Origin of the sequence: Bradyrhizobium sp. B097, from assembly GCF_038957035.1 — a bacterium.
Taxonomy (GTDB): Bacteria; Pseudomonadota; Alphaproteobacteria; order Rhizobiales; family Xanthobacteraceae; genus Bradyrhizobium.
Genome location: NZ_CP152412.1, coordinates 1,387,301 through 1,413,179, shown reverse-complemented (window position 1 = coordinate 1,413,179; position 25,879 = coordinate 1,387,301). Strand labels below are relative to the sequence as shown.

Annotated in this window: 22 protein-coding genes; 7 read left to right on the top strand and 15 right to left on the bottom strand. The window is 62.0% G+C overall.

What is annotated here, in order from left to right:
* Positions 1-114 precede the first annotated feature (114 nt).
* The 7 genes from AAFG07_RS06350 to AAFG07_RS06320 all read right to left on the bottom strand — a co-directional run bounded on the left by AAFG07_RS06350 (position 115) and on the right by AAFG07_RS06320 (position 8,176).
* Positions 115-945 carry a PhnD/SsuA/transferrin family substrate-binding protein gene (locus tag AAFG07_RS06350; RefSeq protein WP_342726485.1) on the bottom strand — a complete coding sequence of 277 codons (831 nt, stop codon included), beginning with the start codon at positions 943-945 and terminating at the stop codon, positions 115-117.
* Positions 946-956: 11 nt separating this feature from the next.
* Positions 957-2,012 carry a fatty acid desaturase gene (locus AAFG07_RS06345; protein ID WP_342726484.1) on the bottom strand — a complete coding sequence of 352 codons (1,056 nt, stop codon included), beginning with the start codon at positions 2,010-2,012 and terminating at the stop codon, positions 957-959.
* A gap of 865 nt (positions 2,013-2,877) precedes the next feature.
* Positions 2,878-3,657, bottom strand: a complete 780-nt coding sequence (locus AAFG07_RS06340; protein ID WP_342726483.1) for an ABC transporter permease — start codon at positions 3,655-3,657, stop codon at positions 2,878-2,880.
* Positions 3,647-4,399, bottom strand: coding sequence for an ABC transporter permease (locus AAFG07_RS06335; protein WP_342729067.1), 753 nt, complete (start codon positions 4,397-4,399; stop codon positions 3,647-3,649). The genes AAFG07_RS06340 and AAFG07_RS06335 overlap by 11 nt, the downstream gene beginning before the upstream one ends.
* 101 nt (positions 4,400-4,500) lie before the next feature.
* Positions 4,501-5,337: an ABC transporter ATP-binding protein gene (locus AAFG07_RS06330; protein WP_342726482.1), complete on the bottom strand. Its 837-nt coding sequence runs from the start codon at positions 5,335-5,337 to the stop codon at positions 4,501-4,503.
* Positions 5,334-6,416 (bottom strand): ABC transporter substrate-binding protein, encoded by a 1,083-nt coding sequence (locus tag AAFG07_RS06325; protein ID WP_342726481.1) that lies wholly within the window; start codon positions 6,414-6,416, stop codon positions 5,334-5,336. The genes AAFG07_RS06330 and AAFG07_RS06325 overlap by 4 nt, the downstream gene beginning before the upstream one ends.
* Before the next feature lie 161 nt (positions 6,417-6,577).
* Positions 6,578-8,176 (bottom strand): ABC transporter substrate-binding protein, encoded by a 1,599-nt coding sequence (locus AAFG07_RS06320; protein WP_342726480.1) that lies wholly within the window; start codon positions 8,174-8,176, stop codon positions 6,578-6,580.
* 262 nt (positions 8,177-8,438) lie between these two features.
* Between AAFG07_RS06320 and AAFG07_RS06315 the strand changes: the two genes are divergently transcribed.
* From AAFG07_RS06315 to AAFG07_RS06305, 3 genes are read left to right on the top strand one after another with little or no spacing between them, the layout of a single operon-like run.
* Positions 8,439-10,046, top strand: a complete 1,608-nt coding sequence (locus AAFG07_RS06315; RefSeq protein ID WP_342726479.1) for an ABC transporter substrate-binding protein — start codon at positions 8,439-8,441, stop codon at positions 10,044-10,046.
* A 19-nt stretch (positions 10,047-10,065) separates the two neighbouring features.
* Positions 10,066-11,247 carry an acyl-CoA dehydrogenase family protein gene (locus AAFG07_RS06310; RefSeq protein ID WP_342726478.1) on the top strand — a complete coding sequence of 394 codons (1,182 nt, stop codon included), beginning with the start codon at positions 10,066-10,068 and terminating at the stop codon, positions 11,245-11,247.
* A 15-nt stretch (positions 11,248-11,262) separates the two neighbouring features.
* Positions 11,263-12,660 carry an LLM class flavin-dependent oxidoreductase gene (locus tag AAFG07_RS06305; protein WP_342726477.1) on the top strand — a complete coding sequence of 466 codons (1,398 nt, stop codon included), beginning with the start codon at positions 11,263-11,265 and terminating at the stop codon, positions 12,658-12,660.
* 16 nt (positions 12,661-12,676) lie between these two features.
* On the opposite strand, the gene AAFG07_RS06300 is transcribed toward AAFG07_RS06305, so the two are convergent.
* Positions 12,677-13,879 carry an LLM class flavin-dependent oxidoreductase gene (locus AAFG07_RS06300; protein ID WP_168855541.1) on the bottom strand — a complete coding sequence of 401 codons (1,203 nt, stop codon included), beginning with the start codon at positions 13,877-13,879 and terminating at the stop codon, positions 12,677-12,679.
* Between the two features lie 211 nt (positions 13,880-14,090).
* Between AAFG07_RS06300 and AAFG07_RS06295 the strand changes: the two genes are divergently transcribed.
* Genes AAFG07_RS06295 through AAFG07_RS06280 form a run of 4 tightly spaced genes read left to right on the top strand, consistent with a single transcriptional unit; the run spans position 14,091 to position 18,000 of the window.
* Positions 14,091-15,077 carry an ABC transporter permease gene (locus tag AAFG07_RS06295; protein ID WP_342726476.1) on the top strand — a complete coding sequence of 329 codons (987 nt, stop codon included), beginning with the start codon at positions 14,091-14,093 and terminating at the stop codon, positions 15,075-15,077.
* Positions 15,078-15,079: 2 nt separating this feature from the next.
* Positions 15,080-16,057 (top strand): ABC transporter permease, encoded by a 978-nt coding sequence (locus tag AAFG07_RS06290; RefSeq protein WP_342726475.1) that lies wholly within the window; start codon positions 15,080-15,082, stop codon positions 16,055-16,057.
* A gap of 1 nt (position 16,058) precedes the next feature.
* Positions 16,059-17,063, top strand: a complete 1,005-nt coding sequence (locus AAFG07_RS06285; RefSeq protein WP_342726474.1) for an ABC transporter ATP-binding protein — start codon at positions 16,059-16,061, stop codon at positions 17,061-17,063.
* Positions 17,041-18,000 carry an oligopeptide/dipeptide ABC transporter ATP-binding protein gene (locus AAFG07_RS06280; RefSeq protein WP_342726473.1) on the top strand — a complete coding sequence of 320 codons (960 nt, stop codon included), beginning with the start codon at positions 17,041-17,043 and terminating at the stop codon, positions 17,998-18,000. Before AAFG07_RS06285 ends, AAFG07_RS06280 begins: the two co-directional genes overlap by 23 nt.
* Here the strand turns inward: AAFG07_RS06280 and AAFG07_RS06275 are convergent.
* From AAFG07_RS06275 to AAFG07_RS06245, 7 genes are all read right to left on the bottom strand, one after another.
* Entirely contained in the window at positions 17,997-19,592 is a 1,596-nt protein-coding gene (locus AAFG07_RS06275) for an ABC transporter substrate-binding protein (protein ID WP_342726472.1), read from the bottom strand. The genes AAFG07_RS06280 and AAFG07_RS06275 overlap by 4 nt on opposite strands.
* Positions 19,593-19,601: 9 nt before the next feature.
* A complete protein-coding gene (locus AAFG07_RS06270) occupies positions 19,602-20,435 on the bottom strand; it encodes a MetQ/NlpA family ABC transporter substrate-binding protein (protein WP_342726471.1) in 834 nt (277 codons plus the stop codon).
* Positions 20,436-20,586: 151 nt separating this feature from the next.
* Entirely contained in the window at positions 20,587-22,212 is a 1,626-nt protein-coding gene (gene groL / locus AAFG07_RS06265) for a chaperonin GroEL (RefSeq protein WP_342726470.1), read from the bottom strand.
* Positions 22,213-22,297: 85 nt separating this feature from the next.
* Positions 22,298-22,585 (bottom strand): co-chaperone GroES, encoded by a 288-nt coding sequence (gene groES / locus AAFG07_RS06260; RefSeq protein ID WP_021077051.1) that lies wholly within the window; start codon positions 22,583-22,585, stop codon positions 22,298-22,300.
* Positions 22,586-22,815: 230 nt separating this feature from the next.
* Positions 22,816-23,877 carry an LLM class flavin-dependent oxidoreductase gene (locus tag AAFG07_RS06255; RefSeq protein WP_342726469.1) on the bottom strand — a complete coding sequence of 354 codons (1,062 nt, stop codon included), beginning with the start codon at positions 23,875-23,877 and terminating at the stop codon, positions 22,816-22,818.
* A 22-nt stretch (positions 23,878-23,899) separates the two neighbouring features.
* Positions 23,900-24,424 carry an OsmC family protein gene (locus AAFG07_RS06250; RefSeq protein ID WP_342726468.1) on the bottom strand — a complete coding sequence of 175 codons (525 nt, stop codon included), beginning with the start codon at positions 24,422-24,424 and terminating at the stop codon, positions 23,900-23,902.
* Positions 24,425-24,629: 205 nt separating this feature from the next.
* A complete protein-coding gene (locus tag AAFG07_RS06245; RefSeq protein WP_342726467.1) occupies positions 24,630-25,853 on the bottom strand; it encodes an acyl-CoA dehydrogenase family protein in 1,224 nt (407 codons plus the stop codon).
* Between the last annotated feature and the right edge of the window lie 26 nt (positions 25,854-25,879).

The following is a 25,879-nucleotide window of genomic DNA, read 5'->3' as shown; positions in this document are numbered from 1 at the left end:
GTAGACGAATGCTTCGAAAATGGCGCCTCTAACAAATGACTTGCGCCTCGCGCCGAACGGTTCGTTGACGGTGGTTCGATCGGGGCTGGCGCTCACTCATGATACCGGTGAGCTCTAGGCCAATTCGGGGTAACCCAGCTCTGCCGCTTCCGCCTCGTACGCGATCAGTCGCCAGTAAGCGGCCAAGTCCGGCGCGGAGACGTCGGTCAAACGCAGCGGCTCACGGATATGGCTGATCCCCGGATCACGCATCATCTCGCGCAGCGTCTCTGCGAGCACCGCGGCATCAGCCTCGGTCGTGGCGGCCGACGTCACGAACGGCAATGACGGGCTCGGCAGCGTCTCTGTGAGGATCCGGTATCTTGTGGCGGCCGTCGGCCGGAGCTGCCGAAAATATCCCCACGTCACGCTGTCGATCGAACAGACGTCGATCGTGGCCTCGTCGAGCCTCTGAAGACTTGCGACATGAGCCCCCGTCACCACGACAGAGGAGAAGAACGGCTTGCCGCCGGCGATCCGCGCAAACGACAGACGGGGGAGGTTCATTCCGGTATTCGAGAACAGGCTGTTGCAGCCGAACACCCGCCCGCGCAGGTCCGCGAGCGAGGCGGCGGCGTCGTCGGCCCGAACCATGACGAAGGCACGGTGATGCGAGCCTGCGCATCCGGGCATTGCATAATGCGGAGTCGCCAGGACGCGGTATTCATCGCCGTGATACTTCAACAGCGGATAGCCGCAGACCTGCGTGAAGAGAACATGCGGCTGAGTGTCCGTCGCCTCGCCAGCAATGCGGCCGGCCGCCCTCACCCCCTTGCTATCGAGCCGATGCTCCAGCTCAGCCAGGAACGCGTCATTGGCGGCCGCCATCTCGGGAAGCTCGTACATCGGCAGGTTCAGGATGCGACCTGCCCCGCTCAGTGTCTCCGGTTCAGTGCGGCCGCGCATACCGGTGGACCTCAATACGTCGCGGGGGGCTGGCGCATCGATGCGTCGGGGTGACGAACCGAGCCCGGCGCGAAGCGATGCGGGTGAATTGGAACGAATACGGGCTTGACCAGCCATCGCCGGGCGATCTCACCGTACCCCCGGAATACGAATCCTCCGTTACGCGCCTTGATGTATTCGCGATGCTGCCGCCACACCCGGGGCACCTTCCACCACTGGAGTGTTGGAAAGGTATGATGGACAGCGTGGAGGTTGTTCCACAGAAACAGCATGCCGAAAACCCAATTCGACTCGACGACCGCGGTTCGCTCCTCGGGCCGCTCACCCCACCGATGCTCGACAAAGCCGCGCATCATGCCGAACATCAGGCCGGGATAAACAAACACCGCCAGATACTGCAGAACGCTCACGCCGAAGGCTTCGACCACAAGCAGGACGAGCACGACGCCGATCAGGTGTCGGCACCAGATGCCAGCGTTGGCGGTCTCGCCAGCGACCAGCCTCGCCATCTCCTTGATGAAAAGCCTTGGCGTGCACAAGATCGGTCCGATGCAGATCCGGCCGAGGAAGGTCTGGTTGATCGTCAGCAGCCACCGGGAGAGATCGCCGAAGTCTTCCCAATCCTCTGCATCGTGATAGTACGATTCAGTGTCCTCACCAGGATAGGTGAGATAGCCGTTGCGATGGTGCTGCGAGTGCAGACGCCGATATAACTCGAACGGAAACCAGATCCCGATCGGGGGCCAGACCAGTGCTCGGCGGAGCCATTTCGGCACGCCCCGCATGCCGTGGATCGCTTCGTGCTGCAAGGAGAAATGCCATTGAATGACATAACCGGCGACCGGCGCCATGACGTACCAGGGGACCTGGCGGTGCAGCAGGAGCAGAAGCAGCCAGCTACCGTAGACACCACCAGCTACGAGGAAAGTTGGCCCATCATGGCGCTCGAACAAGGAGTCGGCATGAAACTCTACGCCGAGGTAGGACCAGTCACCGGGGGGGCGGCTTGCCGAGATCTTGCTCGTGACCAGATCACTCCGAACGTGTTCAAGCTCAAGCGAGGGCATCGACCTTCCATTTCGGCCAAGCAGGACGGGGGATTCCAGGGACGCGAAAGCATGACTGCGCACATCCGAAGACGGACAGCGACCTTGTCGCCCGCTTCGGACCGGGTCAACGGAATGATTTACCGAATGATCGTACGATCAAAGTGGCGTTGCATTGCAGCGCCGGCGTTTTTTAGTCGCGCGTTGCTCGCGAGAATACATCGCCTGCTTGAGCCGCGAATTAGGAAACAGGATTTCCGACTTTGGCCTACTCGCCCGCGATGAAGCGACTGACCGCGCGAGCTCTCTGCAGGATTTGCCTGCGATCACTCGGTACAGCAGGCGAAATGTTGCCCCTCACAGCCGACTTTTGGAATGGCAGCGGGCGCCCGTGGATATCTACCGGATTTTCAAACATCAAACCCGCGCCGATCCGGCGCAGTGATCAGAAGAAAAGCGTTGCCGTCTTGCCGGTTTTCAGCTCAGGGCAACAACTCTCGTTAGCCGCAAAAGGTACGGCCCCAGTCTGGGGACCGGGGCCGCAGGGTGCGCTCGAGTTCAGGAAGGAGGCGCGGGACCAACGGGGATACGTAATCCAGAGCCGCCATCCAAACTCTACAAAATTGCAGCTCAGCCCATTCCAAAGTGCGCGATAAAGTTGGGTTGCATTGGCATGGACGGGGCATCGACACATGCATAATTTTCTCGGCAGTTCCCAAGGATTTGTGACCACAGTTGCCTGGCGCCCCGAGGCAAGTACGCGCCGACGAGGAAGAAGAGCCGACATATGAAAACTCCTCATCTTTCGACAAGAGCGCCGAATGCGTGCTTCTCCAGGACACGTTGGCTAGCTTGGCCAGGTTCCTTTGGGCTTGATGATTGTAGCTCAGGCTCGCGCCGAAGCACCATGCCAGGGGATCAATCGCCGCTCCAGCCAACTTGCGCCGCGATCAACCAGGAATCCAACCGAGCCAACGACGAGGATACCGAGCATCACGAGATCCATGTCGAAGCGTTCGCGGCCGGCAATGATGAGGCCGCCGATACCGGGTCCGGCAGCCATGAAGTATTCGGCGCCGATCGTCGCAAGCCATCCATAGATCAGCGCAAGGTGCAGCCCGGTCAGCAGCGACGGCATCGCCGCTGGAAGATAAACATAAAGGATGAATTGCGCGCGGTTGAAGCGAAACATCTCACCCACTTCGACCAGCTTGCGGGATGTCGCGTGAATACCCTCGACCAGGTTGAGAATGACGGGGATCGCCGCCGCGAGCCCGATGAAGACGATCTTCGCCATCTCGTCGAAACCGAACCAGAGCGAGATCAGCGGGATCCACGCCAGGAGCGCGATCTGCTTCAGCCCGTTGAACCAGGTCATGACGACGCGGTCCGCGATTGTGGAGAGGCCGAGCAACAGCCCGATCAACACCCCGGCGCCGGAGCCGAGCGCAAATCCGAGAAGATCACGCCGCAGGCTGGCGGCAAGCGCTTCTAGAAGCTCGCCGCTCGCCATCTCCTGCCAGGCTGTGGCGCCCACATGCTCGAGCGGCGGCAGGAATTGGCGGTTGACCAGGCCCGAATGGCTGGCGACCTCCCAGGTCAGCAGCAGCCCGGCCGGCAAGATCAGCCCGCGGCCGAGTGATCCGAGAGCGGCGCTACCGGGCACCGTCAATCCGCCAAGTTTGCAGACGGGCTTCGATAACGGCGAGGATCTTGTCGCTCACGAAGCCGATCACGCCGATCACGATCATCGCGACCAGCACGGTATCGAGCCAGAACATCTGACGGCCCCAGACCAGGAGGTAGCCGAGCCCCTCCGACGAGGCCAGCAGTTCGACGCTGACCAGCGCGATCCAGGCGTGGGTCAGCCCGTAGCGCAGGCCCGTGAAGATCGGCGGTATCGCTCCCAGGAGGACGACGTGGCGTAGCATCTGCAGGGATGTGAAGCGGAATGTTTCTCCCACCTCGACGAACGCCCTCGGCACGTTCGCGATGCCCGCGCTGGTGTTCATGACCACTGGCACAAATGCCGCCTTCGCAATCACGACGATCTTGAGCCCCTCCCCGATGCCGAGCAGCAGCATCGCGAGTGGAATCCAGGCCAGCGCCGGCACCTGAGCGATCGCCGTGAACAGGGGACGGACATAGTCGTCCACGCGCCGCGACAGCCCCATGGCGGAGCCGACGACCAAGCCGGCAGCTGCACCGATCGCGAAGCCCAACGCGACGCGCCGTAAACTGTAGCCCGCATGCTGGGCAAGCTCGCCGCTTGCGATCATGTCCCGCAACGTGTGCAGCACATCGCCGGGACGCGGAAGGATCTGCTCCGGAAGCCAGCCGCGGTCAGTGCCGACGATCCAGATCGGGAGAGTGATGGCCGGCGGGATGAGCAACCAGCCAAGCTTCATGAGCTGACGAGACACCGCTTCGCTGACGCGACCGGAGATACGTCGAAAACCCGCCACCGCGGTGGTCCGAGGCTCAAGTGTCGTGCGAAGCGCTGCATCACTCATGCCGGGCCGACGATCGGCGCACCCTCGGAGCCGTCCTCTTCACCATCGCCGAGCGCGCGCAATACATCGTTGCGAATTCGGACCAGATCATCATCGGTTCGCGACCTCGGCCTTGGTGCGGAAATTGCGAAAATCCGCGACACCCGACCGGGCCGAGGCGCGAGCACGATGACTCGGTCGCCGAGCAGTACCGCCTCGTCGACATCATGGGTGACCAGCACCATCGTGATGCTCTCGTGCGCCCAGATTCGCTGTAGCTCGACCTGGAGCCGCGCCCGCGTCAGCGCGTCGAGCGCACCAAAGGGCTCGTCCAGTAGCAGCAGCCGAGGGCGATTGACGAGGCCGCGCGCAATCGCCGCGCGCTGGGCCATGCCACCGGAGAGCTGGTGCGGATATGCTTGCGCGAATCCATCAAGTCCGACCAACGTGATATGCGCGGCAACGGCCTCTTGCTTGGCCCGCTCGCTGAGCGGCGCATTCTTGAGACCGAGGGCGATGTTTTGGGAAACCGTTGCCCAGGGGAACAGTCGCGGCTCCTGGAAGACGATGCCGCGATCCAGGCTCGTCCCCGCGATTGCATTGCCATCCTGGCTGATGCTGCCACGGAATTCCGGCTCGAGCCCGGCGATCAGCCGCAACAGCGTCGACTTCCCGCAGCCGCTCGGCCCCAGGAGAACGACGAACTCGCCGCCCGCGACGTCGAGCGACACGTCCCGCAGCGCTTCAACGGGCGCGCCATTCACGACAAACGACTTGGAGACGTTGCGCACCTCCAGCCGCCCCTGCCCGTGGTCAGGGAATGCCGTTGTCCGCAGTTGCGCGGCGACGTTCATTGTCCCGCCGCCTGCGGCCGTCCGCTCGCATCATATTCCTGCCAGTAACCGACGAGACCCTGCTCCTTGAGCGCAACATCCAGGAATGAACGGTCGAACCAGCCATTGAGGTCAACGTCGCGGCGAAGCAGACCGAACTCCTTCGCCTGTTTGGCTTGCACGCGATAGCTCTCGATGATCGATGCATCGATAATCGGGGTGTTGCGATACTTCAGTTCTAGGTTGGAGAAGTCAAAGCGATATCCTGACGCCGGAAAGCCTGTTCGGGCCGATATCTCAAAGAACGCTTCCCGGTTGGCCTCGTCCGACGACCAGCGCGCAGCACGGACGATCGCCGAGACGATCTTCTGCGTGATATCGGGATGCGCCTTGATAAAGGCATCCTGCCCGATCAGCGTCGAATGCCGTTCATAGGCCGGATTGTCGCCTTTGGTGGTGTAGATGATCTCCGCGATATTCTTCTCGGCGAGGCTGGCCAGCGGGAAGTTGCCGAACGCAGCTTCGATATCCTTTGACGTCAACGCCGCATTCGTGGTGGCCGTATCCATGTTGATGATCTGAACGTCCCGCTCCTGGAGACCGTTGCCGGCCAACACCTTGACGGCGGCGAGATGATTGTTGGTTCCACGGAAAATGGAGACCTTTCGGCCACGGAGATCGGCAACCCTTCGGATCGCCGAACCGAACGGAACCGCAAGATAGATCGGCGCATGGGCACCGGATGCGAGCAATATCCTGGTCTTTAGGCCATTTGCACGGCCGATGATCTCGGGCAGATCGCCCTGGATCGCGAAGTCGAGCTGGTTGTTGGCTAAGGCCTCATTGACCGCGGGGCCTGCTCCCTTGAAGAAATACCATTCGACCTTCACGTCCGGCCGGTCGTGCAATTCCCGATCGAGATAATGCTCGGAATGGGCAACCGCCGCGGACGAGCCGCCGGAGAACTGGCGATTGTCGGCACCGACGGAAGCAAATCCGATCCGCACCGTGAGCGTATCGGCGGCAAGCCCCGACCTCAAACCGAACAGTAGACCGGCCCCCGCAAGCAGGAGACTGAAGAGTTTGCGTTTTGCGATCATCAACACGTTCCTCGCCGCACCATCACCCGCCCGGCGGTGCCGTCAGAGTATGACGATCCATGATCGCCCTGCGCAATCTCACAGATTTTCATTCTTGACGCGTACCGCGCTATTTCTCTTCTGCGCAGGCAGGCGAACGGAAAAGAATGTGATGTCACGGCCTAGACGGACGGGTCGATCCAGAGATCGGCGAAGCTCCCGTTCAATCCCTCAGCGCCGGGAGCGAAGTTTCGAACCTTCTTGTTGGCAATGATCACGCCGCCCGCCGCGACGATGTCGACGGAGGCCACTCCCTCGTGGATGATCGATTGGAACTTGGACCAGATCGCGCGCCGCTTCTCGGCATCCGGCTCGATCGCAGCTGCCTCCAGCAGCTGGTCGACCTCCGGATTGCTGTAATGCGCCGCGTTCGAGAACGGCAGGCCGATGCGGAAATTCTTCGACCAGTAAGCGCGTTGCACGCCGAGCGTCGGATCGAACGTGTTGGAGAGGCTTTCGATCGTCAGGTCAAATGCCCGATCTCGATAGACGACATTCAGGTAGGTTGCGAGATCGTACCGCAGAATCTCGATGTCCAGGCCAATTCGGCGCAGGGAATTGCGCAGGAAATCGGCGAAGCTCGCGGGCAGAAATGGATTTTGCGTGAGCCTGAGCTTGGCCCTGATGCCGCCCGCACCTCGCTTGAGGCCGGCCTCATCCAGCAATTGATCTCCCGCCTTCGGATCGAATGGCCAAGCCTGGATCTTCGGATCGTAGAACTTAGGCAGGGCCGTGCTGACCGGCGACGGAGAGATCAGGCCGTAGCCGAAGAACACGACGTTGACCAAAGCCCGATGATCAATCGCATGGGCGATCGCCTGACGGACACGGCGATCCTGCAGGATCTGCGTATCGAAATTGAAGAACAGCTGCTGCTGTGGGCCCGAATAGGCGTAGGTCGTGGTGTCGACCACGAACCGCTTGTCGATCTTGAAACGCTCGATATCGCCATATGGCACCGGCGTCGCCCCGATATCGACCTCGCCCGCTTCAAGCGCCGCCGCACGCGCGGCCGGATCCAGCACGACCTTCAGCACCAGGCGTTCGACATAAGGCTTCGGCGCATCCCAATAGTTCGGATTGCGAACGAACAGAAGATGACTGCCGGGAACCCATTCCCGCAGAAGGAACGGGCCGGTCCCGATCGTCTGCTCGAGCCGGGGCTGTTCCTCGGGCTTGAGAGCTTCGTAAATATGCTTGGGCACAATGGGAGATTCGGCACCGGCCAGTGCCGAAATCAGGAAGGGGGCCGGCTTTGACAGCACGATCACGGCGGTCAGACGGTCCGGCGTTTCGACCGCCTCGACATTCGCGAACGTGATGCGCCCGCGCGGGTGAGCGATCTTCAGCCGCTCAATGGAAAATGCGACGTCGGCCGACGTGAACTCCCGTCCATCGGACCATTTCACGTTCGGTCTCAGCCGGAACGTGTAGCGCCTGCCATCGTCGCTGATGGTCCAGGATGTCGCCAGCACCGACCTCGGATTGAGATCGTAGTCGTACGCAAGGAGCCCTTCGTTGATCTTGGTGCCGATCGTCTGCCCGGTTCCCGACGACGTGTTGATCGCGATGATCGCGGAAGGGTCGGGATAGTACACCCAGTTCAAGGTGCCGCCGGGTACCGGTTTCGTATCGGCGGCCATCGCTTGTGATGGACCGAGCAGGCCGGCGGCGCCGGAAGCCAGAAGGCCGCGATTGAAGGTCCGTCGATCCAGCGACATCGCGCCCTCGCGTCAGACCGCGGCGCACGGAGAGGTTATCTCGCCGGATCCGCCGCGCAAGTTGTACCGCCTCAATCTTGATCATGTTTCGCAGAGAATTTGCTTTTGTTGTTCACAGCAACGGCGCGCGTTCGCGAGCGCGACGTGCCACCCATGCAGCAGCAAAATTTTCATTATGCGAGGAAGCGCGCCGTAGGATTGATTGTCGGACCTCGAGGTGGATTATTGCGACACAGTGTTCACAACTGACGTGCGATCGGCAATGGACTGGCTTACGCGCCGGCAAATCACAAAGGCTCTGCTGTTGACCTCCGGCGCCTTTGTCGGCGGACCAATGGTGACTTCGGCGCGCGCAGCCGATGAAGGCCAGCATGGCGGAACGTTGAACGTCGTGATCCAGCCCGAGCCTCCCATCCTCGTCAGCCTCACGCACACCGCGGGCCCGACCACCCGCGTGAGCGGAAAGGTCACCGAGGGGCTCGTCGCCTTCGATCTGGACTTCAATCCCCGCCCGCAGCTCGCGACCAGCTGGCAGAAGAGCGAAGACGGGCTCAGCTATCGGTTCGAGCTCCGGCGCGGTGTAAAGTGGCACGATGGCCGCGACTTCACGTCGGCAGACGTCGCGCACTCCATCGAGCTTCTCAAGCAGCATCATCCGCGCGGCCGCGGCACGCTGGCCTCGGTTCGCGAGGTGCGCACGCCCGATCCGCATGTTGCGGAAATCGTGCTCGACAAGCCCGCGCCATACCTGCTCGCCGCCCTCACGGCCTCAGAATCACCGATCGTGCCGCGACACATCTATGAGGGCACCGATCCCCTGGCCAATCCCAATGAACGCGCGCCGATTGGAACTGGTCCCTTCGTTTTCAAGGAATGGAAACAGGGCAGCCACATCGTGCTGGAGCGCAATCCCAATTATTGGGATCCGGGCAAGCCCTATCTCGACCGCATCGTCATCCGCTTCATCGCCGACGCCAACGCCCGTGCGGTTGCACTCGAGACCGGGGAGATCCACTACGCGCCTGATACGCCGGTGCCGCTCGGGCAGATCGAGACGCTCAAGGCCAACCCGAACCTCCTGATCGAAACACGCGGCTATGACTATCAGCCCATCGTGTACCGGCTCGAGTTCAACCTCGCCAATCCCTACTTTGCCAAGCCGGAGGTCCGGCGTGCCGTCGCTCATGCAGTCGACCGCGACGCGATCAACCGCATCGTTTTCTACGGATGGACCCAGAGTGCACCGGCCGCGATCAGTCCCGCGCTGAAGCAATTCCACAATCCCGGGATTCCGCACTACGAATTCGCTCCCAAGAAGGCCGAAGCGTTGCTCGACGCCGCAGGCTTGCCGCGCGGCCCGGACGGTACGCGCTTCAAGGTTTTCCATGACTACATGCCCTATGGCGAGACCTATCAGCAACTTGGCGCCTACACGCGCCAGGCGCTTTCCACGATCGGCATCGGCGTGACGCTGCGCGCACAGGACGTTCCGACCTGGTTCAAGCGAACCTACACAAACCGCGACTTCGACTTCATGAGCAACGGCATGAGCCATTCCTTCGATCCGACGGTCGGCGTACAGCGGCTGTACTGGTCGAAGAACTTCAAACCCGGCGTGCCCTTCTCAAACGGATCGGGCTACAGCAACCCTGAGGTCGACCGGCTGCTGGAGGCGGCCGCCGTCGAAAGCGATCCGGCAAAGCGGAAGGAACTGTTCTACGCCTTCCAGGTCATCGTCGCGACCGACCTGCCCGACATCAATCTGGTGACGGGACCAAACCTGACCATCGTCAACCGCAAGGTCCGCGATCACACCACGACGATCGACGGGCCGTCCGCCAACTTTGCCGACGTCTGGCTGCAAAGCTGATCTCGCACGGGATATCCTCATGAGTTTCGATCTCGATACATCAAATCCCCATTTCGCCAAGGCAGCGCGGTTGCGCGAGATCTTCGCGCGCGACGCCGCCGAGCGCGACCGTGCCGGCGGCAAACCGCTCGAGCAGTTGGCCTTGCTGAAGGAGAGCGGCCTTCTCAACCTGTTGATACCGACGGAATTCGGCGGAGCCGGCGAACGCTGGTCGACCGCGCTGAAGATCGCCCGTGAGTTTGCCAAGGTAGACGGTGCCCTCGGGCACCTCTACGGCTACCATTTCGGCTCCCAGCATGCCGCCCATCTGCGCGGCACGGCCGAGCAAGCCGCCGATATCTTCCGGCGGTCCGCTGCCGGCAATTGGTTCTGGGGCAATACCGCAAACAGCTTCTCAAAGAGCCTGTTCGGTCGCCGCGATGCCGATGGCTATATATTGGACGGGTTTCGTCCGTTCACATCAGGATCGCATATTGCGGACTATCTGCAGGTCGCCTGGGAAGATCGCGACACCAATGCACGGAGTTTTGCGGCCATTCCGGCAAACCGGGACGGCATCCGGATCGAGAATGATTGGGACGGCTTCGGCCAGCGCCAAACCGGAAGCGGGCGCGTCACCTACACCGGGGTCCGGATTCATCGAACCGAGGTGTTCGACCACAAGCCTGACGGCGGCCGTCCCTATCAGACCGTAACGCCCTTCCTGCAGCAGAGCACCCTGCTGAACGTCTTCATCGGCAGCGCGCAGGGCGCCCTGATCACCGCGCGCGACTATACGCGGGAAACGTCCCGCCCCTGGCTTCATTCGGGCGTTGAAAAGCACACCGATGATCCCTGGGTCAGACGGGTCTATGGCGAGCTTTATACGCGGGTGAAAGCGGCCACGCTGCTCGCGGATGAGGCGGCCGTGACGCTCGACCGGGTCTGGTCGCGCGGCCGCGATCTGACGCCCCAGGAGCGCGGCGAGGCCGCGGTCGTGATTGCCGGCGCCAATGCACATGCCGGTGAGGTCGCGCTTGATGTCACCAGCCGCATCTTCGAGGTGATGGGTGCGCGTTCCGCCACTATTGCCAATGGCTATGACCGCTTCTGGCGCAATGTGCGCATCCACACGCTGCACAATCCCGCCGAATACAAGACGCGCAATGTCGGGAACTGGTTTCTCACCGGTGTCCATCCCGAGCCGTCCACATTCCAGTAGCCGAGAGAGTCCGTCGTGCCCAAGCAAATCCAGATCAACGGCTTCGCCATCTTCAGCCCGGTTCACCTTTCTCCCGGGCTATGGCGCCATCCGAAGGACCGCTCGCTGGACTTCGATACGCTTGATTACTGGACGGACGTGGCGCGCATTCTCGAGGCCGGCAAGTTCGACTCGATCTTCATCGCCGACGGCATCGGCATTCATGACGTTTATGCCGGAACGGCCGACGCGGCGCTGCGCAGCGGCGCGCAAATTCCGAAGCTCGATCCCATGCTGCTGGTCTCGGCCATGGCGCATGTCACCGAGCATCTCGGCATCGGCGTCACGGCCCCCGTATCGTATGAGCCGCCGTTCACGCTCGCGCGCCGCTTCTCGACCCTCGATCATCTGACCAAGGGGCGCGTCGCCTGGAACATCGTGACCGGCTACTCCAACGCCGCGTCACGTGCGGTCGGCCGCGACAGCATCATGCCGCACGACCCCCGCTATGATCTTGCCGACGAATTCCTCGATGCCGTCTATGCGCTCTGGGAAGGTAGTTGGGACGACGAGGCCATTATCGTCGATCCCACCAAAGGTGTGATCGCGGATCCGCAGCACATCCGCAAAGTTCATCACCACGGCACGCATTTCAAGCTTGACGCCATCCACCTCGTCCATCCCTCTCCGCAACGGACGCCATTCCTATTCCAGGCAGGCGCCTCCAATCGCGGCAAGGATTTCGCCGCCCGGCACGCCGAAGCGGTGTTCCTGGGGGAGCATTCCAAGGCACGCACGGCGGCCAACGTCGCCGAGACGCGGGCACGCGCTCGGGCGTTCGGCCGCGACGAGCACGACATCCGCTTCTATGCCCTGACGACCGTGATCGTCGCAGAGACCCACGCCGCGGCGGAAGCCAAATACCGCGACTATCAACGCTATATCGATCCCAAGGGCTCGCTCGCGCTGCTGTCCGGCTGGACCGGAATCGATCTCTCCCGCTACAGCCTGGATGATCCCCTTCCGACCGCGAAGAAGGACAACGCGGTCACCTCGATGATCGATTCCTTCTCCAGGAGCGAGCGCCCCTGGACCATTCGCGAGATCATCGAGCACAATGGCATCGGCGGCCGGGGCCCCGTCATTGTTGGCTCGCCTGCGGAAGTCGCTGACGAGCTCCAGGCCTGGGTCGATGAGACCGATATCAACGGCTTCAACCTCAGCTACGCTGTGACGCCGGGCGGGTATCGGGATTTCGCCGAGCTCGTCGTGCCGGAATTGCAGCGCCGCGGTGTCTACAAGACCGAATATGCTCCGGGGACGTTGCGGGAGAAAATCTTCGGCGCCGGTCGGGCACGCCTGCCGTCCTCGCATCCTGCCGCAAGCTTCCGGCCCCATGCGGCGGCGCGGACGCGTGAAGCCGCATCCGCCTGACCTCATGGAACCCCGGTCAACCCACCTCGAGCTTCGGCACGGCATGGCGCAGTCCGGCCTGCTCCATCAGCGGCAGGACGCGGCGACCGAAGAAATCGAGATCAGGCTTGAAATCGAAGAAGCTGAGCTGAAGGCCGTCGATCCCGGCCTTCTTGAGCTGCACAAACTGCTCGACGACTTGCTCGGGGGTGCCGATCACCTCGATATTGCCGCCAATGGCGCGCCGCTTCGGCGCATCGACGCCGACGCGCCCTTTCCAGGCATGCGCATCGCTCGCGAAGTTCTGCATGCTGGCGACCGGATCGAGATGGTCGACGATAGCGTCGTGATACTGCCAGGTCTCACGCTCGCTCTCCCGGCAGACGACCATCGGATTGAGCAGCGTCCGCACCTCTCGTCCGACATCGATGGCGGATTGCTTCACGCGCTGGACATGCGGCGGCAGCGCCTCGATCGCGCTCGCAAACGACGAACCCGCCGGACTGGTGACAAAGACGATGTCCGAGTAGCGGCCCGCGAACGCAATGCCGGCATCCGATCCGGTCGCGTTGACCAGGATCGGACGCGCAAAACGCGGCTTGGGAGTCACGAACGCATTGCTCAGGCGCCAGGGAGATTCTCCCTCGAAAGAGAAGTTCTCCTTGTCGCCCCACAGCCGCTGCAGCACTTCGATGAACTCGGCCGCCAGCTCGTAGCGTCGGTCATGCTCGATCTGGTTCCAGCCGAATGCCTCGTGCTCGATCGCACGGTGCCCGGTCACGACATTGATCCCCCAGCGCCCTCCCGAAATATGATCCAGCGTGGCGCCGTATTTGGCGAGATGCAGGGGATGGATCGGTCCGTAGAGCACGTGGATAGTCGAGATCAGCATGATCCGCGACGTGACAGCGGCAAGGGAAGCGGTAGTGATGAACGAATCGAGCGCTTCGCCCGTAAAGACGCCGCCATAGCCGCCCTTCGGCAGCCATTGGGACAGCGCGAACACGAGATCGAAGCCGAAGGACTCCGCACTGAGCGTCAGATCGCGATTGTAGTCGAACGTCCACGTCGTCGAGCGCGGCAAGGTCGACGCGCTCCAGCCACCGGCCTGGATCGGCAGGAACAGGCCAAGCAGCAACGGCTGCTTCAGCGACTTCGACAAAGGACTTTCCGGAAACTGGCTCGGGCTCGGAAACAGCGGCCAGCCAACAATGTCGCCGGGCTTGTGCACTATCGTCATCGTCATGTCCGTCGTGGTGATACGTGCCGTCCGTGGAGCATCCGCAACATCGATACGATCGCACGTGAATGCATCGACGTTGGCGGCGGGCTTTGCCGTTGTCAACCGCGCGGCACGTTCCACATTGCGCGATCTCGGTACTCCCGACACGTGACGAGCGAACGCATGAGCACACGTATTTTTTCGACACGGCGCGAAAGTTAGAACAAACATGTCAGGCATCCAGCGCATCGGAAAGACTTTTCGCCGCACGATCTGGCAGGCGGTCCCGACGGTGATCGGAATCATCGTCATCAATTTTTTTCTGCTGCAGCTCGCGCCCGGCGATGCAGCCGACGTGCTTGCCGGCGAATCCGGATCGGCGACGATGGAAACGGTCGCCGCGCTCCGCTCCCGCTTCGGCCTCGACCAGCCAGTCTTGCTGCAACTCGTGGCGTATCTCGACAATCTCGCCCATCTGAGCCTCGGCTATTCGCCGCGCTACAACCTTCCGGTCGCCGACATCATCGGCCAGCGACTGCCCGGCACCGTGGCATTGATGACGACGGCGCTCGTCATCGCCGTCGCCGGCGGCATCGCGCTCGGCATCGTGATGGCTACGTTCGCCGGCCGATGGCCCGACCGGGTGATCTCGATCGTCGTCACGCTGTTCTACTCGATCCCGGGGTTCTGGATCGGCCTGATGCTGATCCTGCTGTTTTCCGTCAAGCTGGGGTGGTTGCCGAGCGGCGGCGCGGCCACGATCGGCGCTGACATCAGCGGCTTCGATCTGCTGATCAATCGTGCCCGCTACATGGTTCTGCCCGCAGTCTCGCTGTCGCTGTTCTACATCGCGATCTACTCCAGACTGGCTCGCGCCGCCATGCTCGAAGCCCAGGCACAGGACTATGTGCGCACCGCAGCCGCGAAAGGGCTATCTCCACTCACGATCACAGTGCGTCATGTCTTGCGTAACGCCCTGTTGCCGGTCACGACGGTCGCCGGCATGCACTTCGGAGGTTTGCTCGGCGGCGCCGTGGTGGTCGAGACGGTGTACAGCTGGCCCGGCCTCGGCCGCCTCGCTTTCGAGGCGGTGATGAGCCGCGACTTCAGCGTGCTGCTCGGAATTCTCCTGCTTTCCTCCCTGCTCGTGATCATCGCCAATGTCACGGTCGATCTCGTGCAGGCCTGGCTCGACCCACGCATCGAGACGCGCTGACCATGACCGACGCCACGTTGGACTCCACCCGCCCGACCGAGCACTCCGCTGATGATCGGCCGCGGCCTGTCCCGGACCGCCCCGAATGGTCGAATATTCATGCGCCCGACACGCATGTGATCGCGATCGACGCTGGCCGTCAGCGATCCTGGTTGCCTGACCGTCTGCGACGAAATCCCTCGTTCGTGGCGGGCACCGTCTTGCTGCTGGTGATCATCGCGGCGGCTGTGTTCGCTCCGGTTCTCTATCCCGGCGATCCTCTGTCGATGGTTGCGCGTCCCCTGTTGTGGCCGGGACAGGATCTCGCCTATCCCCTTGGGACCGACTCGCTGGGACGCGATGTCGCCGCCGGCCTGATGCATGGAGCACGGATTTCACTCCTGATCGGCTTTGTCGCCACGACGATCGGCGTGACGGTCGGCACTGTGGTGGGTGCGGTCGCCGGCTATCGGGGCGGCCGCATCGACGACTTCCTCGTCCGGGTCATCGAACTGTTCCAGACCATTCCGAGCTTTATCCTGCTCGTCGTGCTGGTCGCTATCGCCCAACCTTCGATTGCGACGATGACCTGGGCGATCGGGCTCGTCACCTGGCCGACCATCGCACGGCTGGTCCGCGCCGAATTTCGGGTGCTGCGCGAAAAGGAGTTCGTCATGGCGGCACGCAGTCTCGGCTTCAGCGACACCCGCATCGTCGTCCGCGAGATCCTGCCCAATGCCCTTCCGGCAATCATCGTGACCACGTCGGTGATGGTCGCGACCGCGATCCTGATGGAGGCGGCGCTGTCATTCCTCGGACTTGGCGACCCGAATGTCGTGAGCTGGGGCAGCATGATCGGCTCCGGACGCGAGTTGATCAGAACGGCGTGGTATCTCACCGCGCTTCCGGGCCTCGTCATCGTCCTGACCGTACTCTCGCTGAACCTGATCGGCGACGGGCTGACGGACGTGCTCAATCCGCGTCTCAGCAGGGAGCGATAGGATGGCACCCCTGCTCGACGTCCGCGATCTCACCATCGGCTTTCCGAGCGCAACGCCGGTGCGGAACCTCAGCTTCAGCCTGGCGCCGGCGGAGACGCTTGCCATCGTCGGCGAATCCGGCTCCGGAAAATCCCTGACGGCATTGGCGCTGATGCGCCTGCTCCCCAGCACCGCGCGTATTACCTCCGGTCGGGTGCGCCTCGATGACGAAGATCTACTCGCGCTTCCCGAGGTCGAGATGCGTCGCCGACGTGGCCGCGATATCGCAATGATCTTCCAGGAACCGATGACGTCACTCAACCCGGTGCTGACCATCGGCCGACAGATCGCGGAGGTTCTCCAGGTGCATCGCGGCCTGTCGAAGGCACAGGCGCGACGCGAAGCGGCCGAGCTGCTCGATCTGGTGCGCATTCCCAACCCTGAGCGATGCCTGGATGATCATCCGCACCGACTGTCGGGTGGCATGCGCCAGCGCGTCATGATCGCGATCGCGGCGGCGTGCCGTCCGAAGATCCTGATCGCGGACGAGCCGACCACCGCGCTCGATGTGACCATCCAGGCCCAGGTGCTCGAGCTGCTTGATCGCCTGCGCCGCGAACTGTCGCTGTCGCTGCTGCTGATCACCCATGATCTCGGTCTGGTCGGCCAATGGGCCGACCGTGTCGTCGTCATGTATGCCGGCCGGAAGGTCGAGGAGGCGCCACCGGACGTCTTGTTCGAGCATCCCTTGCATCCCTACACGCAGGGGCTACTCGCGGCATCTCCGCGATTGCACGAAAATCTGCACTATCGAAGCGCTAGGCTGTCGGAGATTCCCGGCAACATCGCGTCCGCGGCAACCCAGGCAGGTTGTCCCTTTGCACCGCGATGTCCGGTCCGGTTGACGCAGTGCCGGACCAATGTCCCGTACGAACGCGACGCTGCGATTGGACGGCGCATTGCCTGCCATGTCGATATCTCTAAATCATCTCGCGGTCTGCATCATGACGCTGCTGTCAGTTACTAATCTCAAGACCACCTATCGGGTCGGTACTGCGCCGCTCTACGCGGTGGATGGCGTATCGCTCGACATCGCGCCAGGCGAGACAGTCGGTCTCGTTGGAGAGTCCGGCTGCGGAAAGTCGACCCTCGGCAAGACGATCCTGCGGCTCGTCGAACCGTCGGCCGGCCGTATCGCGTTCGACGGCGTGGATCTCACCGCGCTGCCGGAGCGGCGACTGCGGGCCTACCGACGCAGGCTGCAGATGGTGTTCCAGGACCCGTTTGCCTCGCTCAATCCGCGCCACACCATCGGCGATATTCTATTGGCACCGCTCGACGTCCATCGCGTAGGCTCACGCGCCGACCGACGCCAGCGGGTCAGCGCAATCCTGTCCCAGGTCGGCTTGCCGGAGGACACGGTTGCACGCTATCCGCACGAATTTTCGGGCGGCCAGCGTCAGCGCATCGGAATCGCACGAGCGCTGGTCCTGGGACCGGATCTGATCATCTGCGACGAGCCGGTGTCCGCGCTGGATCTATCAGTGCAGGCCCAGATCCTCAATCTGCTCGCCAACATCAAGCGTGACTTGAAGCTGTCGCTGCTCTTCATATCCCACGACCTCTCGGTCGTGCGTTATCTGTCGGATCGGGTGCTGGTGATGTATCTCGGGCGCATCGTCGAAACCGGCAGCCATCAGCAAATCTGGAGGAATCCGCTGCATCCGTACACCCGCGCGCTGATCGACGCCGTTCCGGATCCCACGCGGCGCCGTTATGCGGCGCCCCTGCGGGGCGACCCGCCGGACCCACGCAACGCGACCAAGGGCTGTCGCTTCCAACCACGCTGTCCGCTCGCAACGGAGCTCTGCAAGCAGCAGTCTCCTGAGCTGCGCAGCGCCCCCTCCGGCCAGCGGGTTGCATGCCATCACGCCGAGATAACCGCAGTATCGGGCCCGACCTAGCCGCGCAGCCAGACTTCCGCAAAATTGCCCTGCACACCGACACTATCGATGGTGTGCCCGACTACGCGCCGGTTGTAGACCGTCACGGGCTTGCTCAGCATCAAGGGGAGCACCGGAAGCTCATCCGCGACAACCTCCTGAAAGCGATCAATCAGCGCCCTGCGCCTGGTCGCGTCGGATTCGACGGCAATCTGGGCAAAGAGCTGATCGACCTCCGGATTGGAATAATGGCTCGCATTGGTGAAGGCCACACCCTTCCGATAGTTGTCGCTGGTGAAGAACCGCTGCAAACCGACCGTCGGATCGAACATGTTGGTGAAGGGATGAAAGGTGAAGTCGTAGTCGCGGTCGGTATAGACCCGCTTCAGATAGCTTGGAAAATCCTGCCCGCGAACGGTTACGTCGATGCCGACGGCGGCCAACGCGCTCTTCAGGGCTTCGCCGCTGCGCTTGAAGTTCTCGCCAAACGGCTGGAAGTCGTGCGTCAGCGCAAACCGCCAACGGCCTTTCAAGGGGAAGCCGGCTTCGTCCAGGAGCCTGGCCGCTGCCTTCGGATCATAAGGGTATGTCGGGACCTTGGCGTTGTAGAACCGCTTCAAGGTCGGACTGACGATGCTGACCGTCCGTTCTCCCAGTCCGTACCATGCCACGTTCAGCACCACGGCGGGGTCGACCGCATGCGCGATCGCCTTTCGAACTTGCTGGCTCTTCAGGATCGGGTGATCCAGATTGAACTCCAGGCCGTAGAGCGTCGGAGAGTATTCGTAACCACGCGTCTCCTGGCCCAGATGCGGAAGGGTGCGGAAGCGCTCAAGGTCCAGCGGCGAAACGGGCGTCGATCCACCGAGGTCGAGCTCACCGGTTTCAAATGCGACGGCGCGCGCAGCCCCGTCAGGAATTACGCGAACTAGCAAGGCGTCAAGATATGGCTTCGGGCTGTCCCAATAGTTCGGATTGCGGACATAGCCGACATAGTTGCCGAGCACCCATTCCTTGAAGACGAAGGGCCCGGTCCCAATTGGCGCACGATTGTTGGGATTCTGCAGCGGATCGCCCTTGCCGTCGTAAATGTGACGCGGAACGATCGGAGACTCGCCCGCCGCCAGCGCATAGAGCAGATACGGCGCCGGCTTCGACAGTTTAAGCACGACCGTATGCTCGTCGACCGCACCGGCTTCGAGCAGGTTGGCAAAGGTCGTACGACCACGTGGATGCGCGGATTTGAGAAGACCGATGGAATAGACAACGTCCGCTGCCCTAAACGGCTGGCCGTCATGCCATTTCACGTTCCGCCGCAACTCGAAACGATATTGCAACCCGTCTTCGCTGACGCTCCAGGCCGTTGCGAGTTGCGGTTTGGGATTGAGCTCGAAGTCGTAGGTCAGCAGCCCCTCAACGACCTTGGTGCTAGCCTGGATGGCCGGCCCCTCCGTCGTATTGAAGCACACCAGCCTGGTCGGTTCGGGTTGGATCACGAAGGATAGCCGCCCTCCCGCACGGGGAGTGCCCTCTTGCGCCCACGCATTGCCAGCCGGCGCCGCGAGCGCAGCCACGGTTGCCGTGACGAAGGTTCGTCGGGAAATCGAGACCATCCTGCTTCCCTACGAACCTGGAAAGGTCACGAGCGATCCGTAAAGCTCACGCAACTTGGCATGCACAGCCTCGGAGTCGCGATAGACCGCTATGAAACGGCTCAGACGCGCGTCGTCCTTCAATTCCGGCCGCGTCACGAACTGAAAGGCATAAATCGGGTCATTCTCAAAGATCAGGCCCGAGGACGGATCGAGCCCCGCAAGCCTCGCAAACGTCGGATAGGTTGCTGCGGCGTCAACGTCATCAAGGGAGCGCGCAATCTGCGGACCTTCGAGTTGGACCAGCTTCAATGGCTTGCGGTATGTGACGATGTCCTCGATCTTTGCACGATGATCGGCCCCCGGCTTGAGCTCGATCAGGCCGGCTCGCTGCAGGAGCAGCAGCGCTCGACCGGTGTTCACTGCATCACTCGAGATCGCGATCCGGGCATTGTCCGGGAGATCTGGTATCGACTTAAACTTCTTGGAATAAAGTCCGAACGGAGTACTGAAAGCCGCCGCGACGGGAACGAGCTCGTAGCCCACATTCTTGATGCTGAATTCAAGGAATGGGACATGCTGGAACAGATTCGCGTCGATCTCCTTTTCGGCTACCGCGCGATTTGGCGTATTCCAGTCGTTGAACTCGATCAGTTCGACGTTCAGGCCCTGCGCCTTGGCTTCGCGCGCCGCAATCTCGGCGGCTTGGTTCGATATGCTAGTCGCGAGCCCGATTCTGAGCGGTCTATCATCGGCCGAAACCAGCGATACGCTGACAAGCAACCCAACGAGCGTCAGGCCAATCGAGAAATATCGCCATGGCCGGCTCAGTTTGGACGAACGATACAGGCTCTCTTGTGACACTGTCTTCCCTTCTTGCTGCGGCCAGGAAGGCTCGTCCCTTGGCGGCGGAGGCGACTGTCGCGGGAGACCCAACCAAAGCCGCCGTTTGGTCGTTTCTCCTCGTGACAGCCCCGTTCTGATCAATCGACCGGCGAGACTGCCGGCTGGCTGCTCAGAACTCTCCCCCCGCCCCGGGAGCCGCAATTGCTGGCCTGTCTTTTGGCAGTTCGGCGACCAACGCTTCCGTGGTCACGATCAATGAGGCGACCGAGGCCGCATCCTGCAATGCAGTTCGCACCACCTTCGCCGGGTCGACGATGCCAGCCTCGATCAGGTCGACATATTCCTCGGTCTGTGCGTTGAAGCCGAAGGTCGGCGATCGCTGCTCCAGGATCTTCCCAACCACGATGGACCCCTCAACGCCCGCATTCTCCGCGATCTGCCGGATCGGACTTTCCAGCGCCTTGAGTACGATGTTGATTCCCGCCTGCACGTCGGCATTGCCATGGCTAAGCCGGCCGATGGCGGCCTTTGCCCGCAACAGCGCAACGCCGCCGCCGGGCACAATGCCTTCCGCGATTGCCGCTCGCGTGGCGTTGAGCGCGTCGTCGACACGGTCCTTCTTTTCCTTGACCTCGACCTCGGTCGCGCCACCGACGCGGATCACGGCAACGCCGCCCGAGAGCTTGGCAAGGCGTTCCTGCAGCTTCTCACGGTCATACTCCGAAGTGGTCTCCTCGACCTGCGCCCTGATCTGGGCAATCCGGCTATCGATATCCTTGCGCTTGCCGGCGCCGCCGACGATCGTCGTGTTTTCCTTGTCGATCCGGACGCGCTTGGCACGGCCAAGCTGCGACAGCGTCACATTCTCGAGCTTGATCCCGAGCTCATCCGAGATCGTCTGCCCCCCGGTTAGGACCGCGATATCCTCGAGCTGTGCCTTTCGCCGATCGCCGAACCCTGGCGCCTTCACGGCAGCCACTTTTAGTCCGCCGCGGAGCCTGTTGACGACCAGGGTCGCGAGCGCCTCGCCCTCGACATCCTCGGCGACAATCAGCAGGGGCTTGCCGGACTGCGCGACCGCTTCAAGCACCGGCAGCAAGGGATGCAGCGAATTCAGCTTGGCTTCATGGATCAGAAGATAGGGATCCTCGAACTCGACCAGCAATTTCTCCGCGTTGGTGACGAAATAGGGTGACAGATAACCGCGGTCGAACTGGAGACCCTCCACGACATCGAGCTCGGTGTCGAGGCTCTTTGCCTCTTCGACGGTAATGACGCCGTCATTGCCGACCTTCTTGACGGCATTGGCAATGATCTTTCCGACCGCGACATCGCCGTTCGCCGAGATCGTGCCGACCTGGGCGACTTCTTCAGAGGACTGGACCTTTCGCGCCCGCTTCTCGATATCCTTGATCGCTTCGGCGACCGCCAGATCGATGCCGCGCTTGAGATCGAGAGGATTGAGGCTTGCTGCTACGGCCTTTGCGCCCTCCCGAACAATGGCTTGCGCCAGCACGGTCGCGGTCGTGGTGCCGTCGCCGGCAAGATCGTTGGTCTTGGAGGCAACCTCACGCAGAAGCTGCGCACCGATGTTCTCGTACTTGTCCTCGAGTTCGATCTCCTTGGCGACGGTCACGCCGTCCTTGGTGATCCGCGGAGCCCCGAATGCCTTTTCGATGACGACATTGCGCCCCTTGGGGCCGAGCGTCACCTTGACGGCGTTGGCAAGTGTATCGACGCCTCGCAAGAGGCGATCGCGGGCATCGGTCGAGAATTTCACATCCTTTGCAACCATATGTGTTGTCCTTCGAGCAAAACTGTCCCTGCCGCGCGCAAGACTGCGCGGTCTGACATCGTTGAGGTGTTGTTGATGACGAGGTCTAGGCGATCACGCCGAGGATGTCGGATTCCTTGGCGATCAGCAGATCTTCACCATTGATCTTGACCTCGGTTCCAGACCATTTTCCGAACAGGACCCGATCGCCCTTCTTCACGTCGAGTGGATGCAGCTTGCCGGTTTCATCCCGCGCCCCGCCGCCGACGGCGACGACCTCCCCTTCCTGAGGTTTCTCCTTCGCCGTGTCGGGAATGATGATTCCACCCTTGGTCTTGTTGGTCTCCTCGATGCGGCGGATCACCACACGATCATGCAACGGACGAAAGCTCATCGGGACTACCTTCGAAGAATTCTGCGTTCAAGTTCGCGCATCAACCGCGCAATTTCGTCTTTGACGTCTTCAAAACGTTATGGTCGCGATGATTTCGTGTCCATGTCAAATTGCGCTGCTGAAATAGACGATTGCTGCCGATGCAGCGCGACGCGGAAAACGTTTCGGTTGGCGAAATGCAATGACACCCTGCAAGTCCTCGATGGCGAGACCCGCAGGGTGTCGCGCCGTTAAGCTGCAGCCTTGCCTTGCAAGTGCCGAACGCGGGGGATCACGTGTTCGGCGAATCGCGCCATGTTCTCGTCGACCGGCTGGAATTGCAGCATGAAGAGTTCGACACCAATCGCATTGAACTCGACGATACGCCTGGCGACCGTGTCATAGCTTCCGACCAGCCGCGCCGAGGTGCCGCCATTGGTCCCGACTCTTGCCTCCTTGGCCGCGGTCTTGAACATCTGCGCTTCGGGATCCGCATTCGCCACCAAGCGGGCGCGCTCCAGCTTGTCCTGCTCCGAGATAGCAAACAACTTCGTCAGCTCGGCTTCTGCTTCAGCATCCGTCTCGCGGGCAATAACGAAGGCGGACATCCCGAAGCGGATCGGCGCTCCAATACGCGGCCTGCGGACGACATCCTGGATCAGAGCGCGAATATCCTGAAGCGGCTGTCCATTCATGAAATAGACGTCCGCGGCGTGAGCCGCGAGCGCCCGTGCCGCCTCCGACTCGCCGCCAAGATAGATCGCCGGTCGTGGCCGGAACTGGTCGCGCGGACGCAATTGATAGGCCTCGATGCTGAAGTGCCGACCCTGGAAATCCACGCGATGGCCGGATGTCAGCCGCTCGACAATCTCGACCCACTCCCGCCCATAGGCATAGCGATCGTCATGATCGGGAAAGCCAATTCCCGAACGTTCCAGTTCCGGACGGTACCACGCATTGACCAGGTTGATGCCGAACCGCCCCTCGCTGATATTCTCGATCTGCAGCGCCATCTTCGCGAGCACGACCGGGTGCACCAGCAAGGGCTTGATCGCGGCAATCAGCTCGATCCGGCCGGTCAGGGCGGCAAGTGCCGCCGCGCCGGTCCAGGTTTCGAGCAGATCCTGGTCGTCACCGCTCGGATGAATGATGTGCTGCGCAAGCAGCGTGGAGTCATACCCGAGCGCTTCGGCCTTCAAAATCTGGGCACGAACGCGTTTCCAGGACGCATCGGGCGGATCGGCGGGATGATGTCGGGAGGCCCAGCTGCCATGGGTGAGCGCCCATACGCCAAATCGCAGGGGTAACGTCATCGATCGAGACCTCGCCGTCCAATCACTCGGCCGCCGCGCTCAGCGAGTCCCGCCGCAATGAAAGCTGCACAAGCGTCGGATTGCGAAGGATATCGAGCACCGGACAATGGGCGTCGACGACCTGCTTGAGACGCGCCAGCTCCGCCTCTGGGGCTGAGCTGTCGAGAATTACCTCGGCTTCGATCCCCTGAAAGCCCGCCCGGATGTCCGGTTGCACGTTGAAGAAGCCGCGCAGATCAATTGTCCCGGTGAGACGAACCGAGACACCATCAAGCGGAATGCCGAGCGCGTCCGCATAGAGCCGGTAGGTGATCTCCTGGCAGGACCCCAATGCAGCCAGGACGTATTCGACCGGGTTCGGCGCGGCGTCATTCCCGCCAAGGCCCGGAGGCTCATCCACCGCGACATGAAACTGGCGGATTGAAACGGCGCTATTGACACCATCACCGAGGCGCGACTGTGCATGGAACACGGCCTGAGCCTGCGCCGGGTCTACACCCAACGCAGCCTGGGTTCCGGTGAATACATCCTTGAACTTGAAGCTCATCGCAAGTCCCTTCGCTTGAGTAAGCTACGACGGCGAAATTGTGCGGCCGCATGGCTTGCTTATCAATCGAGCCACGACAAAAACGATGAACAGAGCCTCGCAGGTTGGACCGACAACACATTCGTTCCACGGCTTGACCAGTGTGAAGGAAAACCGTCGCAGTCACAGGCGCGTCGGTCCGCAAGCGACGCAACTTGCTGCCGTCTTACACCGTGCCGATCCGGTATTGGCCCGGCGGAGGCGTTCCGTTGACCGCGAAATCACCCACGATGCGATCCCGGTAAACGCGGGGGTTATGGTTGGTGATTGTACGCGCATTGCGCCAGTAGCGATCAAGCGCCAGATTGCGCGCTGCCGATGATGCACCCAAGGCATCGAAGAAGATCGTGGTCGCCTCCAGGATCAGGCTTGAGACAACCGTGACCGCCTGATCGAGCTCGAGCTCGGCGATGGCGACGGCTGCGGCGGTTCGATCCTCGTCACGAGAGAGCTGCGATTCATGGGCGCGCTGCAAGGCCTCGGCGACCTTGAGCACGATTGCCCCGGCCGCATAAGCATTGCCGCGTACCCTGCCCACCACCTGAAGTATCTGCGGGTCCGCCGCTACGCGATCGGCGTTGCCGTGGCTGAAAACCCGCGTCCGCTGCTTGACCAGGCGCGCAACGTCGTTGGCCGCGGCGCGGCCGATGCCGACGAGTGTCGCGAGATGCACGAGCTGGTAGAATGGATTGGAATATTTGAACCGTGCAGTCACCGGGACAACCTGGTTACCTTCGACCGGAACATCCTTGAAGATCGTCGTGCCGCTCGCCGTGAGCGCCTGACCAAAGCCGTCCCAATCGTCGAGCACCTCGACCCCGGGCGAATGGCGGGACACGACGACACCGACCGGCTCGCCATTCTCATGCTGGGCCGCGATGTTGATCCAATCGGCAAACAGCGTGCCGGTCGTGTAGTATTTCCTGCCGTTGAGCACCAGCTGCCCATCCTTGCTGGAAACAGTGGTCGAGAAGGCCTGCAGCTTGTTGTCGCCGACCTCGCTGTGCCCATTGCCGAACAGGGTCTTCTCACCGATGCGGCGCAGCCACAATTCGCGGCGCTTTGGATCGGCCGAGTTGAGCACATCCTCGGTGAAGCCAAAATGCGAGCGGAGCGAATTGGTGACGTTCGAGTCGGCCTCCGACAGTTCGATCAGCAGGTTGAACAGCTCCGGCAGCGTCGCGCCGGCGCCGCCAAACTCGTCCGGCACCCGCACGGTCGCGAAGCCAGCCGCGCGCAACGCCTTGATCTCGTCATAGGGCAGGCGCCGCTCAAGATCACGCGCGACGGCGGTCTCCCTGATCGAGCGGAACAACGGCCGAAAGGGTCCCGCAAGGTCTTCATATCGTGACGACGGGCCACTGCCCCAGGCTTGATCGATCTGCGTCATCGCTATCCTCCTGTTGCGGCCTCTGC

What these genes read in the sequence shown, in the direction of transcription:
- AAFG07_RS06315 (WP_342726479.1), top strand. Translation starts at nt 8,439, where the DNA reads ATGGACTGGCTTACGCGCCGGCAAATCACAAAGGCTCTGCTGTTGACC.
- AAFG07_RS06345 (WP_342726484.1), bottom strand. Translation starts at nt 2,012, where the DNA reads ATGCCCTCGCTTGAGCTTGAACACGTTCGGAGTGATCTGGTCACGAGC.
- AAFG07_RS06275 (WP_342726472.1), bottom strand. Translation starts at nt 19,592, where the DNA reads ATGGTCTCGATTTCCCGACGAACCTTCGTCACGGCAACCGTGGCTGCG.
- AAFG07_RS06350 (WP_342726485.1), bottom strand. Translation starts at nt 945, where the DNA reads ATGCGCGGCCGCACTGAACCGGAGACACTGAGCGGGGCAGGTCGCATC.
- AAFG07_RS06330 (WP_342726482.1), bottom strand. Translation starts at nt 5,337, where the DNA reads ATGAACGTCGCCGCGCAACTGCGGACAACGGCATTCCCTGACCACGGG.
- AAFG07_RS06250 (WP_342726468.1), bottom strand. Translation starts at nt 24,424, where the DNA reads ATGAGCTTCAAGTTCAAGGATGTATTCACCGGAACCCAGGCTGCGTTG.
- AAFG07_RS06310 (WP_342726478.1), top strand. Translation starts at nt 10,066, where the DNA reads ATGAGTTTCGATCTCGATACATCAAATCCCCATTTCGCCAAGGCAGCG.
- AAFG07_RS06335 (WP_342729067.1), bottom strand. Translation starts at nt 4,399, where the DNA reads ATGAAGCTTGGCTGGTTGCTCATCCCGCCGGCCATCACTCTCCCGATC.
- AAFG07_RS06290 (WP_342726475.1), top strand. Translation starts at nt 15,080, where the DNA reads ATGACCGACGCCACGTTGGACTCCACCCGCCCGACCGAGCACTCCGCT.
- AAFG07_RS06300 (WP_168855541.1), bottom strand. Translation starts at nt 13,879, where the DNA reads ATGACGATAGTGCACAAGCCCGGCGACATTGTTGGCTGGCCGCTGTTT.
- AAFG07_RS06280 (WP_342726473.1), top strand. Translation starts at nt 17,041, where the DNA reads ATGACGCTGCTGTCAGTTACTAATCTCAAGACCACCTATCGGGTCGGT.
- AAFG07_RS06325 (WP_342726481.1), bottom strand. Translation starts at nt 6,416, where the DNA reads ATGATCGCAAAACGCAAACTCTTCAGTCTCCTGCTTGCGGGGGCCGGT.
- AAFG07_RS06255 (WP_342726469.1), bottom strand. Translation starts at nt 23,877, where the DNA reads ATGACGTTACCCCTGCGATTTGGCGTATGGGCGCTCACCCATGGCAGC.
- groES (WP_021077051.1), bottom strand. Translation starts at nt 22,585, where the DNA reads ATGAGCTTTCGTCCGTTGCATGATCGTGTGGTGATCCGCCGCATCGAG.
- AAFG07_RS06295 (WP_342726476.1), top strand. Translation starts at nt 14,091, where the DNA reads ATGTCAGGCATCCAGCGCATCGGAAAGACTTTTCGCCGCACGATCTGG.
- AAFG07_RS06285 (WP_342726474.1), top strand. Translation starts at nt 16,059, where the DNA reads ATGGCACCCCTGCTCGACGTCCGCGATCTCACCATCGGCTTTCCGAGC.
- AAFG07_RS06245 (WP_342726467.1), bottom strand. Translation starts at nt 25,853, where the DNA reads ATGACGCAGATCGATCAAGCCTGGGGCAGTGGCCCGTCGTCACGATAT.
- AAFG07_RS06320 (WP_342726480.1), bottom strand. Translation starts at nt 8,176, where the DNA reads ATGTCGCTGGATCGACGGACCTTCAATCGCGGCCTTCTGGCTTCCGGC.
- groL (WP_342726470.1), bottom strand. Translation starts at nt 22,212, where the DNA reads ATGGTTGCAAAGGATGTGAAATTCTCGACCGATGCCCGCGATCGCCTC.